Source organism: Clostridium sp. (assembly GCF_032552055.1).
Classification (GTDB): domain Bacteria; phylum Bacillota; class Clostridia; order Clostridiales; family Clostridiaceae; genus Clostridium.
The window spans coordinates 1-15,987 of record NZ_JAWGSV010000051.1; the positions used below are offsets into that span (position 1 = coordinate 1).

Sequence of the window (15,987 nt, forward strand, 5' to 3'; positions counted from 1 at the left end):
CTATAGTACTACTTGGAGTTATTTATGAAGTATTTTATATTTATCTTATTAATCTCAGCTTTGTTATTTACCTACTATTACTATAATAAAAAAATAGAACTATTAAGAAAACAATTATTGATTTCTCGAAGAAAATCTTATAGTAATTATAATAGTAATAAAAGGATAAATCCTGAAAAAGTTATCGTTAAGTTTTCAATCCCTACTTATAAATCTTGCTCTATAAAACCAAATACTAATTTATACTTATCTCCCCTTAGCTCTTCAATAGTTCTAAGAACTACTATTTCTTCTATTGAAGCTGGAGTTTTAGATTGTGCTGATTGCTATAGTGAAACTTGGTTTTATGTAAACTTACCTACTAGTGATGATATTAATTGTAGGGGCTGGATTAATTCAAAGGATGTCTCTATATTTTATAGTAATAGTTCTTCTGTATCAAAGAATTGAAAATAAGGCTGCTTTTATTTAGCAGCCTTATTTTTAATTTACTAGAACCATCAATCCTACATAAAATACTATTGCTAGTATAACTGGAATATTAATTACTCTTTCTTTTTTAACAGGTTTATTTTCATTATTAAATTCAACTACTTCTTCTAATCCCCTTGTTAATTCTCTCTTTTTATTTATCTTATCTAACCAATAGATTATTAAGAAAACAAAAACAGAAAATATTATAGCTATAGTTCCGTAAAATATAAATAAAAATAACTTTTCTGATGAACTTATATTCTTAAGTGTAGTTTCTGCAGTTTCATTTGCTATAGGTAATACATTTTTAATTAATTCTGTTATCTTTAACATAGTGACTGATGTACCATTAATTATGAAATGAATTATCATAGAAGAATAAATACTATCTGTAATTCTTACTACTAAAGCGAAAATAAACCCTAATGCTGCTGTATATAAAAATTGCTGAGGATCTAAATGTAAGATTCCAAAGAATAGTCCTGTAATAGCTGCTGCAACATATCTATTTTTATTATTATATCCTGATAAAATTATTCCTCTTAGTGTAATTTCTTCTGATATAGTTGGTAATAATGCCATTACTGCTAATAATAATGGATATGGAGCTGAAACAATACTCCCCATAAATTCTCCAGCATTATTATTAAAGAAAAATACTGTAATAAGAGATAGAAAAGTCATAACTGGTTGTACCACAAACCCTAATAAGATAACTAATAAAGTATCTTGCCAATGTAACTTATTTAACCTTAATGTCTTCTTAGCTGGCTCCTTACTTATTAGTAAAAATATTATAGCTGGTATTATTAATATAATAAGATGATTTAAGAATAATATTAGTTTAGGATCTGATATTCCTAACATTCTATATAGTACTATTAGAAAACTCGGCCCTAAAGCTTGTGCTACTAATATAAATAAAAAATATAAACTAGATCTTAATACCTTACTCATCTTTTCTCCTTTCACTTAATTAAGTTAATTAATCTAAAATTTATAATAATCTCATTTTACTGTATAAAAGACATTGTTACTGTACATAATTATAAATGAAGCGAGAAAGTTTCCACAGTTAATCGCCTCTCCCCCATTTTTTTTATATAAAGAAATAATCCCCTTATTCATAAAGAGTTAAGGGGATTATTTTTTTTAATAATTCCTTGTTAATTCTTTTCTTAATATATTTAAGGCATTCATAGTTGCCTTCCTTCTAACAGCTTCTCTATTTCCTGATAGATTTAACTTTTCTACTATAGTCTTTCCTTTAATAAATACTCCAACATAAACTAATCCTACTGGCTTTTCTTCCGTTCCGCCACCTGGACCTGCAATACCTGTAGTAGCTATTCCTATATCTGTATTAGCTTCCCTAGCTATACCTTCAGCCATTTCCTTTGCTGTTTCTTCACTAACTGCACCATATTTATTTAAAGTTTCTTCCTTTACTCCAAGCCTTCTTACCTTAGCTTCATTTGAGTAAGTTACTGCACCTTCCATAAATACTTCTGATATACCTGGATAAGAAACTAATGATGAAGCAATCATTCCACCAGTACATGATTCTGCTGTAGCTATTGTCAGCTTCTTTTCACATATTAACTTAGCCACAACTAAATCTAAGGATTCTTCTCCTTCTCCATAAATATATTCACCTAGAATTGATTTTATTTCTTCACATTTTGGTCCTATTAACGCTTCACATTTTTCTTCACAGTCTTCCTTTGCTGTTACTCTTAATGTTACTTCATAATCCTTAGCATAAGGTGCTACTGTAGGATTAGTACTATTTTGAATAATATTATTAATCCTCTTTGCCATTATGCTTTCACCAATTCCAAATATCCTTAATGTTCTAGATTTAATTACCTTACCAGTTAACTTTTCAAGGTATTTAACAACATGATTGCTAAACATTGCCTTCATTTCTTTTGGAGGTCCTGGAAGTATTATTAAAATCTTATTATCTTCTTCTATAATAACTCCTGGTGCTGTTCCATTATCATTATGTAGAACTATTGCCCCCTCTGGAATATATGCTTGATTTTTATTAGCTTCTAGAACTTCTTCATCTTTTATATTTAAGTATCTTCCTATCCATTCTAAAGATTCTTCATGTAAATACATTTCTTTATTAAAATATTTAGCTGCAAGCTCCTTAGTTAAATCATCTTGTGTAGGTCCAAGACCTCCTGTAGTAATAATTATATCGCATCTATCAAAGGCTTCCTTAAAGCCTTGTAATATTCTATCTTCATTATCACCAATAACACATTGATGATATACATCAATCCCTAAAGTAGCAAGTTCCTTTGCTAAAAATTGTGCATTTGTATTTACTATATCGCCTAATAATAATTCAGTTCCTATTGATATTAATTCTGCTTTCATTATAATCACCTTCCATTAGTAATACACTATATTTTACCATAAATATTTATATTATAACAATTTTTATATAGCTTTAACAAAATTAAGGGCTGTCACAAAGACAGCCCAATTAATAATTAATTATTTTATTACTCTTGCTTATTAGCATTTATACAGTACTTTCCACTATCATCAACACCTTCGTGTATAATGGAAAACTTACTATCTTTAAGCATCGATGTAATTATATTTATATTATCTTCTTTGGCGTTATCTAAAGTTATTGTGAAATTATCTCTTTTGTCTACAACTCCCATATAGTCAAAGATATTACTATATTCACTAAGCCCAAGCTCACCATTTACATCCATCCTATAGTCTGGCATAGCAATCCTCCTAGCTTTTCATTTGTATTTGAATAGTATATAAAATTATAATACCGTACATTATTAATTGAACCATTTGTACTTATTTATTTTTTCATACTATTCTTCTATTTATTCACAATAACTGAAGTTAATTTTTTACAATCTCTTCTATAATTTTTTTAGCCTCAAGTTCTGGAACTTCTTCATATCTTTCAATCTCACTTGTAAAGCTTCCTCTTGCTTGAGTCATTGATCTTAAATCAGTTGAGTATTTAAACATTTCTGAAAGAGGCACTTCAGCATTTACTTTTTGAAGATTTCCTTCTTGCTCCATTCCTAACACTCTTCCTCTTCTCTTATTTATATCTCCTATAATGTCTCCCATATATTCATCTGGAACTAAAATTTCTACCTTCAAAATAGGCTCTAATAGTATAGGCTTTGCTTGTTCTAATCCCTTCTTATAAGCAATAGAAGTAGCAAGTTTAAATGCCATTTCTGAAGAGTCTACTGGATGATATGAGCCATCATGTAAGGTAGCTCTTAATCCTACTACAGGATATCCTGCTAAAACACCTTTATCCATACATTCTCTTAAACCCTTTTCAACAGCAGGTATATAGTTCCTAGGAACAACTCCACCTACTACATTATCTACAAACTCTAAATCACTTTCTCCATCTCTTCTAGGTTCAAACTTAATCTTTACATCACCATATTGTCCATGACCACCAGATTGCTTTTTATGTTTTCCTTGCACATCTGCTATGCCCTTAATTGTTTCTCTATAAGGTATCTTTGGAAGTCTTAATATAACTTCTGCTCCAAATTTATTTTTAAGTTTACTAGCTATAACTTCTAAATGAGTTTCTCCTACTCCAGATATTATTGTCTCTGCATTTTCTGTATCTCTATTTACAGAGAATGTAGGATCTTCTTCTAATAACTTTTGTAGTGCAGATGATATTTTATCTTCATCTCCTTTAGCCTTAGGTAATACTGCCATAGATATATTAGGCCTCGGAAAGTTCATCTTATCAAAAATCACTTTATTATTTATATCACATAAGGTATCTCCAGTTTCAGTATATTGAAGCTTTGCAACTGCAGCTATATCTCCAGCTACCACCTCTTTAGTAGGTATTTGACTCTTTCCTTTCATAAAGAAAATATTAGATAGCTTTTCAGTTTTATCTTTATTAGCATTTACTACTGTAATTTCATTAGATAATTTTCCAGTAACAACTCTAAATAAAGACATCTTACCTACAAATGGATCGGCTATAGTTTTAAATACTAAAGCTGAAAATGGCTTATTTTCATCAAGGCCTATGAAAACCTCTTCATCATTCTTAACATCAAGTGCCTTTTGTGGAATTGCGTATTTAGGTGATGGGAAGCATTCTACTACATCTTCAAGGAAACATCTCATACCTATTGCCTTAGAAGCACTACCACACATTACAGGTGCAATATCTCCACTAGCTGATCCCTCTATTAATCCATTATAAATTTCTTCATCACTTAATTCGCCTTCACTAAAGTATTTATCTAGAAGCTCCTCGTTTGTCTCTGCTACTGCTTCCATTATCATTCTCTTACATTCATCTATCTTTTCTAATAATTCTTCTGGAACATCAACTTCTCTTATTTCATTAGTCTTTTCATCATGTATTCTTGCTTTTTTAGATATTACATTTATTACACCCTTGAAGTTATCTTCACTTCCTATAGGATATTGTATTGGAACTACACTTATTCCGAACCTTTCTTTTAACTGAGCCAGGGTTTTATCATAACTGGAGTTTTCTCTATCTAATTTATTAATAAAGAATGATCTTGGTAATTTTATTTTATTACAATAATCCCAAGCCTTTTCTGTTCCAACCTTAACTCCTGAAACTCCTGAAACTAATATAGTTGCAATATCAACTGCCCTCATTCCCTGAATCATTTCCCCTGAGAAATCAAAGTATCCAGGTATATCTACTAAATTAATTTTAGTTTCCTGGAATTCAATTGGAGCTATAGCTACTGAAAGAGAAATCTTCCTTTTCTTTTCCTCTGGGTCAAAATCTGTAACTGTTGTTCCATCTTCTACTTTACCTAGCCTATCTATATTTCCAGTATGAAATAACAAAGCTTCTATTAAAGATGTCTTCCCTGATCCTCCATGTCCTATTAAACCAATATTCCTTAAATTTTTTATAGTGTAATTTTTCATATTACCTCATAATACTTTTACAAATATTATGATTTCACCTGCCTTTCATTTAATATCTAATTAGCTTTTGAAACTATTTTTACTTATGCTTTAATACATATATATGTTTCAATAAATAATCTGCATTTTTTATACTTATAGAATCTTAAGCAAAAAATATTTTTGAAATAAATCACATCAATTGAAAGCATATATATTTCTATTTTGTATATAAGTTGAATATACAATTTCATTTTAGAGATATTTTTCATATGAAATATAAATTAATAACTATAAAAACTTCACTACAACTTATATATTATTTAATAATTAAAAGTCATCTGTGCATAGAACATCTTTAGTAATCTTTTTTATAAGCTATAAGATAATTATAGAATAACATATATTTTTTGTATTATCCAGAATATTCAGTCTATTTGTTTAATAATTAGTATATTTAATTTAATATCATTAAAATCTTCTATATTATCTATAAATATTAAAAAGATAGGTAAAAAAGACTATATACGTTGCAATAAAATTTTTACCTTTTATTAAACTAGTACATATGTAGAATAATGCAAAGAAAGGGTTGTCTTAAAGACAACCCTTTTTTATAATTAGCAATTAATAGTTAACAATTATTGATGTAATTCTTACAGAATTACTGAATTTTTTATTTTCAAAAACTCCTACGAAGTTTTCTCCTCAATTTTTCATTCTTAATTCTTCATTATTCATTCTTCACTGCGCATAGCACTCTTAGTTTATTCTTTCTTGTGTTTCAGCATCAAAGAAATGTAATGCATCAACATCTAATCCAAAGTTATGAGATTCACCCATTTCATATTTATAATGACCTGGTACAGTAATATTAAGGTCTTTTCCACTCTTAAGCTTTACAAATAAAGTTTTCTCTTTACCTAATACTTCGATAACATCAATTATACCTTCAAAGGATTCCTCATTTTTACCACTTAAAAATCTTTCAGAACGAATTCCAAGGAAAACATCTTTTCCATCATAATTTTTTAGGGCTTTTTTATCTACTTCATTAGGTGTAACCTTTATTATTCCATCTTCAGAAATAAACTTACCATCCTTCATTTTTCCTCTTATCATGTTTATAGTTGGAGATCCAATAAATCTTGCTACAAACATATTTTGAGGTCTTTCATAAAACTCTGTTGGTTTACCTACTTGTTGAATCTTTCCATCATTCATAAGTATTATCTTTGTTGCCATTGTCATTGCTTCAACTTGGTCATGAGTTACGTAAATTGTTGTAGTCTCCATTTGTTTATGAATTCTAACAAGCTCTATTCTCATATGCTCACGAAGCTTTGCATCCAAGTTAGATAGGGGTTCATCCATTAGGAATACCTTTGGTTTTCTAACAATAGCTCTTCCTAATGCAACTCTCTGTCTTTGTCCACCAGATATATCAGATGGCTTAGACTGTAAATATTGTTCTATTTGTAAAAGTTTCGCTGCTTCTGTTACACGTTCATTTATTATATTTTTTCTTTCTTTTCTCATGCTTAAAGAAAATGCCATATTATCATAAACTGTCATATGTGGATATAGAGCGTAACTTTGAAATACCATAGCTATATCTCTATCCTTAGATGCTAATTTATTAACTCTCTTATCATCAAAGATTAAGTCTCCTTCTGTAATTGAGTTTAAACCAGCTATCATACGTAATAGTGTTGTTTTACCACAACCTGAAGGTCCTAATATAACACAAAAATCTTTATCATCTATTTCAAGATTAATATTTCTTAAAGTAAATTCTTCTCTGCTTTCATATTTCTTTCCTATATTCTTTAATGTTACTTTCATAATCTACACTCTCCTATCCTTTAGTTGCACCATTAGAAAGACCTGATACCAATTGTTTTTGTAGTGCTAAGAATAATATTACAATTGGAATTGCTGTTAGTAGACCACCTGCTGCAAAGGCTGGTTCGTTTATTGTTCTTACGTCATTAACTAAAGTAAATAATCCAGCAGCTAAAGTATAGTCCTCTGGTGAAGTCAATAATACTTTTGGTAGTAAGAAATCCATAAATGGTCCTATAAATGACCATAATGCAATTATTGCAAGCATTGGTCTTGCTATTGGCATTATTATAAGCCTATATATTTGCATTCCTGAACATCCATCAATTTTAGCTGCATCATCTAACTCTGTTGATATTGAATCTAAGTAGCCTTTAAGTAAAAAGGTGTTACTTGCTATCCCTCCACCAGCATATATTAGAATTAGCATCATTTGACGACTAAAGACTGGAATTACATCACTTACAATTGAGTGCATTGTAAAATATGCTGTTATCCCTGCAAATGTTGGTATAGTTTGAATTAACATTATTGCCATAAGAGACATCTTCTTACCTTTAAATCTATATCTTGAATAAGCATAACCAGTAAATGATATTACTATAACTGTTAAAATAGCTGTAGCTATTCCTATATATAATGTATTTGCCATCCATTTCAAATACAAAGTATCATTAAACAAATGCCTGAAATGATCTAAACTAAATTCAAATCCATCATTTAAAATTAAGTATTTCCCTTGTACACCATTAAAAGAAGATATAATAATTTGTGAGATAGGAACTATAATTAGTAATGCCCATATTATTAATATTACGTAAGTTATCCCAATTCCTACTTTGCCCATCATTGTTAATGGTGGCTTGTCTGATAAATATAAATCATTTTTCTTTTTCTTATTAAAAATGCTCATTACTACTTCTCCTTCCTAAATGCATCAGTATTTCTATATCCAATATAAGAAACTATCATAAGAGCAATAGAAATTAAAATAGTTATTGCAGCTCCTAATGCTTGGTATTGATTTTCCATTGTTAACTTATAAATATAAGATATAAGAATATCTGTTTCTCCAGCTAGGTTACCATATGAAACTGGATTAAATGGTCCTCCAGAGTTAAATAAATATATATTAGAGAAGTTATTAAAGTTAAATGTATATTGTCCTACTAGTAATGGAGCTGTTTGGAATAATACTAGAGGAATTGTTATCTTAGTTAACTTTCTAAAGGAACTTGCTCCATCTATGTCTGCTGCCTCATATAACTCTTTATTTATAGATTGTAGTACTCCTGTTGCTAATAAGAATATATATGAACTTCCAAGCCATCCTTGAATGCAAATTAGTACTACTTTTGTTACAAAAGGATCATTTTTTATCTGGAAGCCAGGCCCAAATACTCCTCTTAATAATTCTGTCAAAGCTCCATTTGGAGATGATAAAATACTAAAGAACATTATAGTAATAAATGCTGGAACTGCCCATGGTAGTAAATAAATTGATCTAAAGAATGTTTTTCCTTTTATTCTTTCATTATTAAGTAATAGTGCTAATGCAAATCCAAGGAATATTCCTAAGGAAGTTGCTCCTATTGTCCATATGATTGTCCAACCTAATATCTTCCAAAATATTGATCCTGCCATTCCTTGTCCTAATAAAATCATCTTATAATTTCTTAGTACATCCCATCCAAATTTAGCTTGGTTTTGTGGATCCATTCCTGTAAATGATAAAAGGATTGTTGTTGCCACTGGAACAAAAACTATAAACACTATAATTATTAATGCTGGAAGTGATACTAAGTATGGTAATCCATCTTCTGATAAGCTTTGCTTAGTTTCATACCAAACTCTATATCTTACCCCTTTAATTGTATCTTTCTCAACTTTATTAGCATCTTTAAAGGATAAAATCATAAGAATCAATGCAATTGTTAAGAAAACTACTGCCACTATACCTTCAACCATAAAGATTATAGATCTATCTAATCTTCCTGCATCTTTTGCTAAAGTAATAAGCCCCGCAATCCCGTTACCTCTATAGTTACCAAAACCTAAAGCATATGGAATTGCAATTACATATATATATATTGTTGCTAAGAACATTATAATCGCTTTTGTGTACTGTTTATTCAACAGTTGACCAAGTCCCGGGAATAAAAATGTTATATATGATGCTATTGGAACAGTCTTTTCCACTTCTACTGGTACAACTCTTCTAATATCTGATACATTAATATTCACAGTTTTAATTTTTTGTTTTAGAATCCTACTTAACTCATGCTTTTTATTTTTTACTATTTCTGAGTAATAATTCTTTTTTGATTCAAAGGATTTAACTAAGATTCTTTCCTTCGTTACTCTTTTTAATCTTTTAATAGATTCATCTTTTGCCTTATCAGAAATAAGACCTTCACTAGTTCTAGATTTAACAGTTTTTATATTATCTTTTAATAGCTGCTTTTCCTGAATCTTAAAAGCATCAAATTCTTCCTTAAAAGTCTTTTCTTCTTCTGGAGATATTTTTTCTAAAGCCTTTTTAGCTTCATCTAATTCTCTCTTGCTTTCCTTTGCAAATTCAATTACTGGTGGAATTTGCTCTATTTCTATTTTACATTGTTTATAAATAAGTTCTGCATCATAAGTTAATTCAACATATGATTTATAAAATTTTTCTTTTTCATGAGCCTTAAATAACCTAACTTCTAACTCATCAACCTTCTTAATAGAAGTCCCATTAGTAATTTTAAGTGATTTTGATTTTTCTTCTAATTCCTTTAAAAGTGACTTTTCCTTTTCTTTAAAGTCATTTAACTTTTTTATATAACTATTATTATTTTTATTTTTCTTTATTTCTTGTAGCTCTGCATTAAGCTTAACTTTTTCTTCTTTACTTGATTCTTTAATTTTTTCTTGCAAGGTAGCTACTTCTTTTAAATATAAATTTTTTCTTTCATATTCTCTATCCAAATTATCATATAAATACCTACTTAATATTTTCAATACTACTTCCCCCTTTAACCTTGCTGTATCTTGCTTGTAATTTTAATATTATTCTCATTATTAATTTCCTTCCATAAATACATTAAAGTAACCAATATACCTAAGTAGCAAATTCCACTGATAATAAGGAAAAGTGAAAAATATGCCTCTCCTATTAATGTAAGGGCAAATAAACCAATAATTAAAATAGTCCATATAAGTATAAATAGTTTATTAACCTTAAGTTTTATAAAAGCAAAGTATGTATTTAGACTTAATGCCACTGGGGTTATAATTCTAATGAAGAAAACAGATAAAATCGTAGTAAGATAAAGTGAATAACTTTCATCCATGCTTTGACTTCTATCTATATTCAAGTTAGGGTTGTTAAGCCAGCTTTCAAATAGCCCTATATCCTTTGCCTTTGCAAACGCTTCTAATGAATATGACATAATAATCACTGCACATAATCCTACAATTAAATAAAATATCCTTTTGTTCATCATAGTTGTCTCTCTCATCTGTTTCCTCCTTAATTAATAGAAAAGGAGAACAAATGTCTCCTTTTCAATTTTTCTTTCTATTAATAGCTTCCCATCATAGCTTCGAAAGATGCTTGTACTTGTTTGTAAGCTTCTTCAGCATTTGCAGGTTTTTGTCCTGACCATGATAATAAAGCATTTTGCCATGTATCCCAAACCTTACCATACTCTATGAATAATGGTCTGTTTACTGCACCTTCATATGAAGCATAAGTAGCTTTAATTACTTTTTCATTCATTCCGCCAATTCCATCATAAGCAGAAGCTTCAACATTTTCTAAAATCTTACCAGTTGAATTAAATAAGTCTTTTGCATAAGTAGGGTTAACTACTTCCATAATAAAGCTTTGAGCTAAAGCCATTTGATCTGCATCTTCTTCAACTCTTGCATTAATACCAAGGCCCCATCCGCCTTTCCATTGGTTAAGAGCTTTTCCATTTACAGTGATTTGTGATAATGGAACTACTTCTAAGTTATCAGCACCTACTTTATCTTGTAATCCAGTAGTTGCCCATGGTCCATCTATTCTAATAGCAGCACCATTAGCAGCTGAGAATTGTGCATCTAAGTAACCTGAAACAGCATCTTTGTCCCAAAGGTCAGTATTGTTTTCATAGTGAGGTTTCCAGTAGTTATATAAAGCTTCGAATAATCCCTTTTGATCTGCTGATAAATCAGCCCATGCTTTAGTACCATCTGTTGTTAATGTACCATCATCAGCTTTATCTAAGAATTCAAAATTAGCTGAATTAGCAAATGCTACTCCAAACCAAGCGTCATGAGCTGATACTAACATTTTTCCAAAATCAAGGCTTGTGAATTCGATATCCTTGCTTGTATCTATATTTGCTGCTGCTGCATTTTCCTTATTAACATATGCTATTAATGTTTCAATATTATATGGGAAAGCTAGGTAATCATCACCAACTTTAAAGTTTCCACCTAAGCCTCCATCAAAATCTTTAAACCCTCCAACCTTTTCTGCCATTGCCTTAGCATCCATAGGGGCTAACACATTATTATTTGCTAGTCCATATAATCTATCTGCTGGAAGTGCAAATACATCTGCTATATCTGGATTTGTTGCATCAGTCTTATCAAGAGCATCTAAATGATCAAATGATCCAACTTCATTAAAGTTTATAGTTGCTTTTGGATATTCCTTTAATACTCTTTCTTTTACTTGGTTATAATAAGGTACCCATTCTTTTTCTACTTGAACTGTAATTGTAGCTTCGTTGTCAGCAGGTGTTGCTTCCCCTGTATTTTTATCTCCATTACTACCACATGCAACTAGGCTCATTGACATAATACCTAATAAAACTGTTGATAAAAGTTTTTTTCTCTTCATAATTCTAACTCCTCCATAACATAATTTAAGTTATATATTAAATTTAATAACTTTCTTTTAATACTATAATTTCCAAATCTCTTCTGCATACTCTTTAATTGTTCTATCTGAACTAAAGAATCCTGCATTTACTGAGTTTATAAAACATTTTCTTGCAAATTCATACTCATTTTTAAAATCATTACTTAATTTTATTCTAGCATTAAAATACCTTTCTAGGTCATTTAAGATAAAATAATGATCTGCTTGATGCCAATGAGTACCGTTTAGCAATGCATAATATAACTCTTTAAAAGTTCCTTCTATTAATTTTTCTTCTACTGTTTCTTTTTCTATATTTTCATCTATAACTTCTTCTACTACATCTTTTACTTCAGTTACCTCTTCCTCTTCATATCCATCACTGAATGTTCCGTCTATTAAGGTATCAATTACTCTCTTTATGTGTTTATCCTTATTGTAAATTTCAACTGGATCATAACTATCTTTAATTCTTAAAACTTCTTCTTCTGTTGCACCAAAGATATAATTATTTTCTTCTCCAGCTTCTCTTACTATCTCAATATTAGCTCCATCGTATGTTCCTAAAGTTACTGCTCCATTAAGCATAAACTTCATATTACCTGTTCCAGATGCTTCAGTACCGGCTGTGGAAATTTGTTCAGACACATTTGCTCCTGGTATAAGCTTTTCTGCATATGAAACATTGTAATTTTGTACGAAAACAACTTTTAATTTATCTTGAACATCTTTATCATTATTAATTAAGTTTGCTATTTCATTTATAAATTTAATTATTGCCTTTGCTCTAGCATATCCTGGAGCTGCTTTTCCTCCAAATATAAATGCTGTTGGAGTAAAATCTTTTAATTCCCCATCCTTTAACCTAAAGTAAATATCTAAAATTGATAAAGCATTCATAAACTGTCTCTTATACTCATGAAGTCTCTTTATTTGAACATCTAATATAAAATGTTCTTCTAATTTTATTCCTTCATGTTTATAAATATAATCAATTAGTTCTCTTTTCTTATTCTTCTTTATTTGAATAAATTCATCTATAATATCTTTATTATCAGAATACTTTTCTAATTCCTTAAGCTTTGATAAATCCTTTAAGAAACTCTTATCTCCCAGTAGCCTACTGTAAAGCTCTGTTAATTCCTTATTACAACTTGCTAGCCATCTTCTTTGAGTAATCCCATTAGTTTTATTTTGGAACTTATCTGGATAAATTTCATACCATTCTTTTAAAGTATCCTTTTTTAATATTTCACTATGAATCTCTGCTACACCATTTATATACTTACCAATATAAGTAGCTAATCTAGCCATATGGACTTGATTATCCTTAATAACCTCATACTTATCTAAATCTTCTTTTTTCACCTTTAAATCAGTAAGCTCTTCAATTAGCTTTTCATTTATTTTTTCAATTACTTCATATACTTCTGGTACTAAATCCTTTACTAAATTAACATCCCATTTTTCTAAAGCTTCTGCCATAACTGTATGATTAGTATAATTGAAAATTTCTTTAGCCATATTAAATGCATCATCAAACTCTACATTGTTTTCTAAAGTCATTAATCTAATAAACTCTGGAATTGCTATAACTGGATGAGTATCATTTAATTGAATAGTATTTAAACTAACCAATTTACTAAAATCTTTTCCATGAAGCTCTTTGTACTTTCTTATAAGGTCTTGTAATGATGCACTAGAGAAGAAGTATTGTTGTCTAAACCTTAATACTTTACCTTCATAAGTATTATCATTTGGATACAAGCCTGCTGAAATATTTTCAGCAATTGTCTTATTTCTAATCGCCTCGTCATATTTACAGTTATTAAATAATTCAAAGTCAAAATCCTCTGTAGCTTCACTTTGCCATAGTCTTAATGTTCCAATATTATTATTTTCATATCCTATAATCGGCATATCATATGGTACAGCTAAAACTTCTAAATCATTAAACTTAATTTTAATTGAATCTTCGAATCTTCTAAGACTCCATTCGTCACCAAAACTAGTCCAATTATCTGCATATTCCTTTTGGAATCCATCTTCTATTTTCTGTTTAAAGAGACCATATTTATATCTAATACCATATCCTTTTAGAGGAACATTAACGCTTGCTGCACTATCTAAGAAACAAGCTGCAAGTCTTCCAAGTCCACCATTTCCTAATGCCATATCTTCAATTTCTTCAAATTTATTAATATCAAATCCTAATTGATTCAAGGCCTCTTTTACTTCATCATATATCCCCATACATATTAAGTTATTTTGAACTGCTCTTCCCATTAAAAATTCTGCTGATAAAAAGTATGCATGACGATTATTATTAAATCTATTTTCTGATTCATGCCAAGCCTTAGATATTTCTGTAATTGCTATCTTTGCAACTACATTATGAACTTCTTGTACTGAAGCTCTATCTACTTCTCTATCATAATCCCTAAGAAGACCCTCTTTTATCTTTTCCATTAAACTGTTTATTTGCATTTAAACTACTCCTTCATATTCCTTCTATATAATGTGCTCAGGCTTTTAAGTTTATTTGCCAATCCATCAGTAAGATGATTTTTATCCATCCTCCATCTCCAATTTAATCCAATAGTGGACGGAATATTTATTCTACCTTCTGAGCCTATATCTAATATATCTTGTATCTGAATTATTGCAGTTTCCGCTGTACTTGCTATAGCAGTTTTAACTATAGCCCAAGTATCATCTTCATTCTTCATTCCTGTATAAGCCATACAAAACTCTTTTTCTGATTCACTTAAGCTTTCAATCCATCCCTTAATAGTATCATTGTCATGAGTTCCAGTATAAACAACTGTATTCTTATTATAATTATGTGGTAAATACTCACTGTCACCTTCAGGATCAAAGGCAAATTGTAAAACTTTCATACTAGGAAATCCACAATAATCAAGTAATCGTTTAACATCTTCTGTTATATATCCTAAATCCTCTGCAATTACATTTATATCTCCAAGCTCTTTTTTAATTGCATCAAATAATTCTATACCTGGTCCAACTTCCCACTTTCCATTAGCTGCTGTCTCATCCTCATAAGATATTGACCAATATCCAGCAAACCCCCTAAAATGATCTATTCTTACTATATCGAATAAGGCTAAGGATGATTTTACTCTTTCAATCCACCAATTAAATCCTTCTTCTTTATGTGCTCTCCAATTATATATTGGGTTCCCCCATAATTGGCCTGTTTCAGAAAATGCATCTGGTGGGCATCCTGCAACCTTAGTAGGAATTAAATCTTTATCTAACATAAATAACTTTGGATTAGACCATACATCAGAACTATCTTCTGCAACATATATCGGAATATCTCCTATTATTTCAATCCCTTTCTCTTTAGCATAACTTCTTAAGATATTCCATTGCTCATAGAATTTAAATTGCATAAACATTTGAAATTCTATCTCATCCTTTAAAAGAGTTGAGTATTTAATAAGAGCTTCTTGTTCTCTTCTTCTTATGTCCTCATTCCAGCTAGTCCATGTTTTACCGCCATTATAATCCTTTAAAGCCATAAATAAAGCATAATCATAAATCCAAAACTTATTAGATTCCTTAAACTCTTCATATTCTTTATTATTCTTATTAAACCTATTAAATGCTATTTTTAAAACTTTATATCTACTTAGATATATTTTCCCATAATCAATGTATCTATTGTCTTTGCCAAAATCTATTGGATTTATTTCTTCCTGCTTTAATAATCCGTCTTTAGTTAATAAGTCTAAATCAATAAAGTAAGGATTACCTGCAAATGTTGAAAATGATTGATATGGTGAATCACCATAACTTGTAGG

12 protein-coding genes are annotated in these 15,987 nt (G+C 29.6%); 1 reads left to right on the top strand and 11 read right to left on the bottom strand.

The window, feature by feature from the left end; genetic code table 11:
- The first annotated feature begins 24 nt into the window (after positions 1-24).
- Positions 25-450, top strand: coding sequence for a hypothetical protein (locus E6248_RS05665; RefSeq protein WP_316339843.1), 426 nt, complete (start codon positions 25-27; stop codon positions 448-450).
- 33 nt (positions 451-483) lie between these two features.
- On the opposite strand, the gene E6248_RS05670 is transcribed toward E6248_RS05665, so the two are convergent.
- The 11 genes from E6248_RS05670 to malQ form a co-directional block, all read right to left on the bottom strand.
- On the bottom strand, positions 484-1,431 hold the full coding sequence (locus E6248_RS05670) for a type II CAAX endopeptidase family protein (RefSeq protein ID WP_316339844.1): 948 nt from the start codon (positions 1,429-1,431) through the stop codon (positions 484-486).
- Between the two features lie 195 nt (positions 1,432-1,626).
- Positions 1,627-2,865, bottom strand: coding sequence for a competence/damage-inducible protein A (locus E6248_RS05675; protein ID WP_316339845.1), 1,239 nt, complete (start codon positions 2,863-2,865; stop codon positions 1,627-1,629).
- A 128-nt stretch (positions 2,866-2,993) separates the two neighbouring features.
- Complete coding sequence (locus tag E6248_RS05680; RefSeq protein WP_316339846.1) at positions 2,994-3,230, bottom strand: hypothetical protein; 237 nt, start codon at positions 3,228-3,230, stop codon at positions 2,994-2,996.
- A 130-nt stretch (positions 3,231-3,360) separates the two neighbouring features.
- Positions 3,361-5,436, bottom strand: coding sequence for an elongation factor G (fusA, locus tag E6248_RS05685; RefSeq protein ID WP_316339847.1), 2,076 nt, complete (start codon positions 5,434-5,436; stop codon positions 3,361-3,363).
- Between the two features lie 741 nt (positions 5,437-6,177).
- Positions 6,178-7,263 (bottom strand): ABC transporter ATP-binding protein, encoded by a 1,086-nt coding sequence (locus E6248_RS05690; protein WP_396335133.1) that lies wholly within the window; start codon positions 7,261-7,263, stop codon positions 6,178-6,180.
- Positions 7,264-7,273: 10 nt separating this feature from the next.
- A complete protein-coding gene (locus tag E6248_RS05695) occupies positions 7,274-8,173 on the bottom strand; it encodes an ABC transporter permease subunit (RefSeq protein WP_316339850.1) in 900 nt (299 codons plus the stop codon).
- 2 nt (positions 8,174-8,175) lie between these two features.
- Positions 8,176-10,263, bottom strand: coding sequence for an ABC transporter permease subunit (locus E6248_RS05700; protein WP_316339851.1), 2,088 nt, complete (start codon positions 10,261-10,263; stop codon positions 8,176-8,178).
- A 14-nt stretch (positions 10,264-10,277) separates the two neighbouring features.
- Complete coding sequence (locus tag E6248_RS05705; protein ID WP_316339852.1) at positions 10,278-10,763, bottom strand: hypothetical protein; 486 nt, start codon at positions 10,761-10,763, stop codon at positions 10,278-10,280.
- Positions 10,764-10,825: 62 nt separating this feature from the next.
- The gene (locus E6248_RS05710) at positions 10,826-12,136 is read right to left on the bottom strand and encodes a hypothetical protein (protein WP_316339853.1); all 1,311 of its coding nucleotides are present in this window, start codon (positions 12,134-12,136) and stop codon (positions 10,826-10,828) included.
- A gap of 63 nt (positions 12,137-12,199) precedes the next feature.
- Positions 12,200-14,644: a glycogen/starch/alpha-glucan phosphorylase gene (locus tag E6248_RS05715; protein WP_316339854.1), complete on the bottom strand. Its 2,445-nt coding sequence runs from the start codon at positions 14,642-14,644 to the stop codon at positions 12,200-12,202.
- A 5-nt stretch (positions 14,645-14,649) separates the two neighbouring features.
- Positions 14,650-15,987, bottom strand: a 1,338-nt coding sequence (malQ, locus tag E6248_RS05720) for a 4-alpha-glucanotransferase (RefSeq protein WP_316339855.1), incomplete at its 5' end; no start/stop codon positions are given.

Excerpts from the sequence above, each read along its gene's own strand:
- E6248_RS05665 (WP_316339843.1), top strand. The coding sequence starts at position 25 with ATGAAGTATTTTATATTTATCTTATTAATCTCAGCTTTGTTATTTACC.
- E6248_RS05670 (WP_316339844.1), bottom strand. The coding sequence starts at position 1,431 with ATGAGTAAGGTATTAAGATCTAGTTTATATTTTTTATTTATATTAGTA.
- E6248_RS05675 (WP_316339845.1), bottom strand. The coding sequence starts at position 2,865 with ATGAAAGCAGAATTAATATCAATAGGAACTGAATTATTATTAGGCGAT.
- E6248_RS05680 (WP_316339846.1), bottom strand. The coding sequence starts at position 3,230 with ATGCCAGACTATAGGATGGATGTAAATGGTGAGCTTGGGCTTAGTGAA.
- fusA (WP_316339847.1), bottom strand. The coding sequence starts at position 5,436 with ATGAAAAATTACACTATAAAAAATTTAAGGAATATTGGTTTAATAGGA.
- E6248_RS05695 (WP_316339850.1), bottom strand. The coding sequence starts at position 8,173 with ATGAGCATTTTTAATAAGAAAAAGAAAAATGATTTATATTTATCAGAC.
- E6248_RS05705 (WP_316339852.1), bottom strand. The coding sequence starts at position 10,763 with ATGAGAGAGACAACTATGATGAACAAAAGGATATTTTATTTAATTGTA.
- E6248_RS05710 (WP_316339853.1), bottom strand. The coding sequence starts at position 12,136 with ATGAAGAGAAAAAAACTTTTATCAACAGTTTTATTAGGTATTATGTCA.
- E6248_RS05715 (WP_316339854.1), bottom strand. The coding sequence starts at position 14,644 with ATGCAAATAAACAGTTTAATGGAAAAGATAAAAGAGGGTCTTCTTAGG.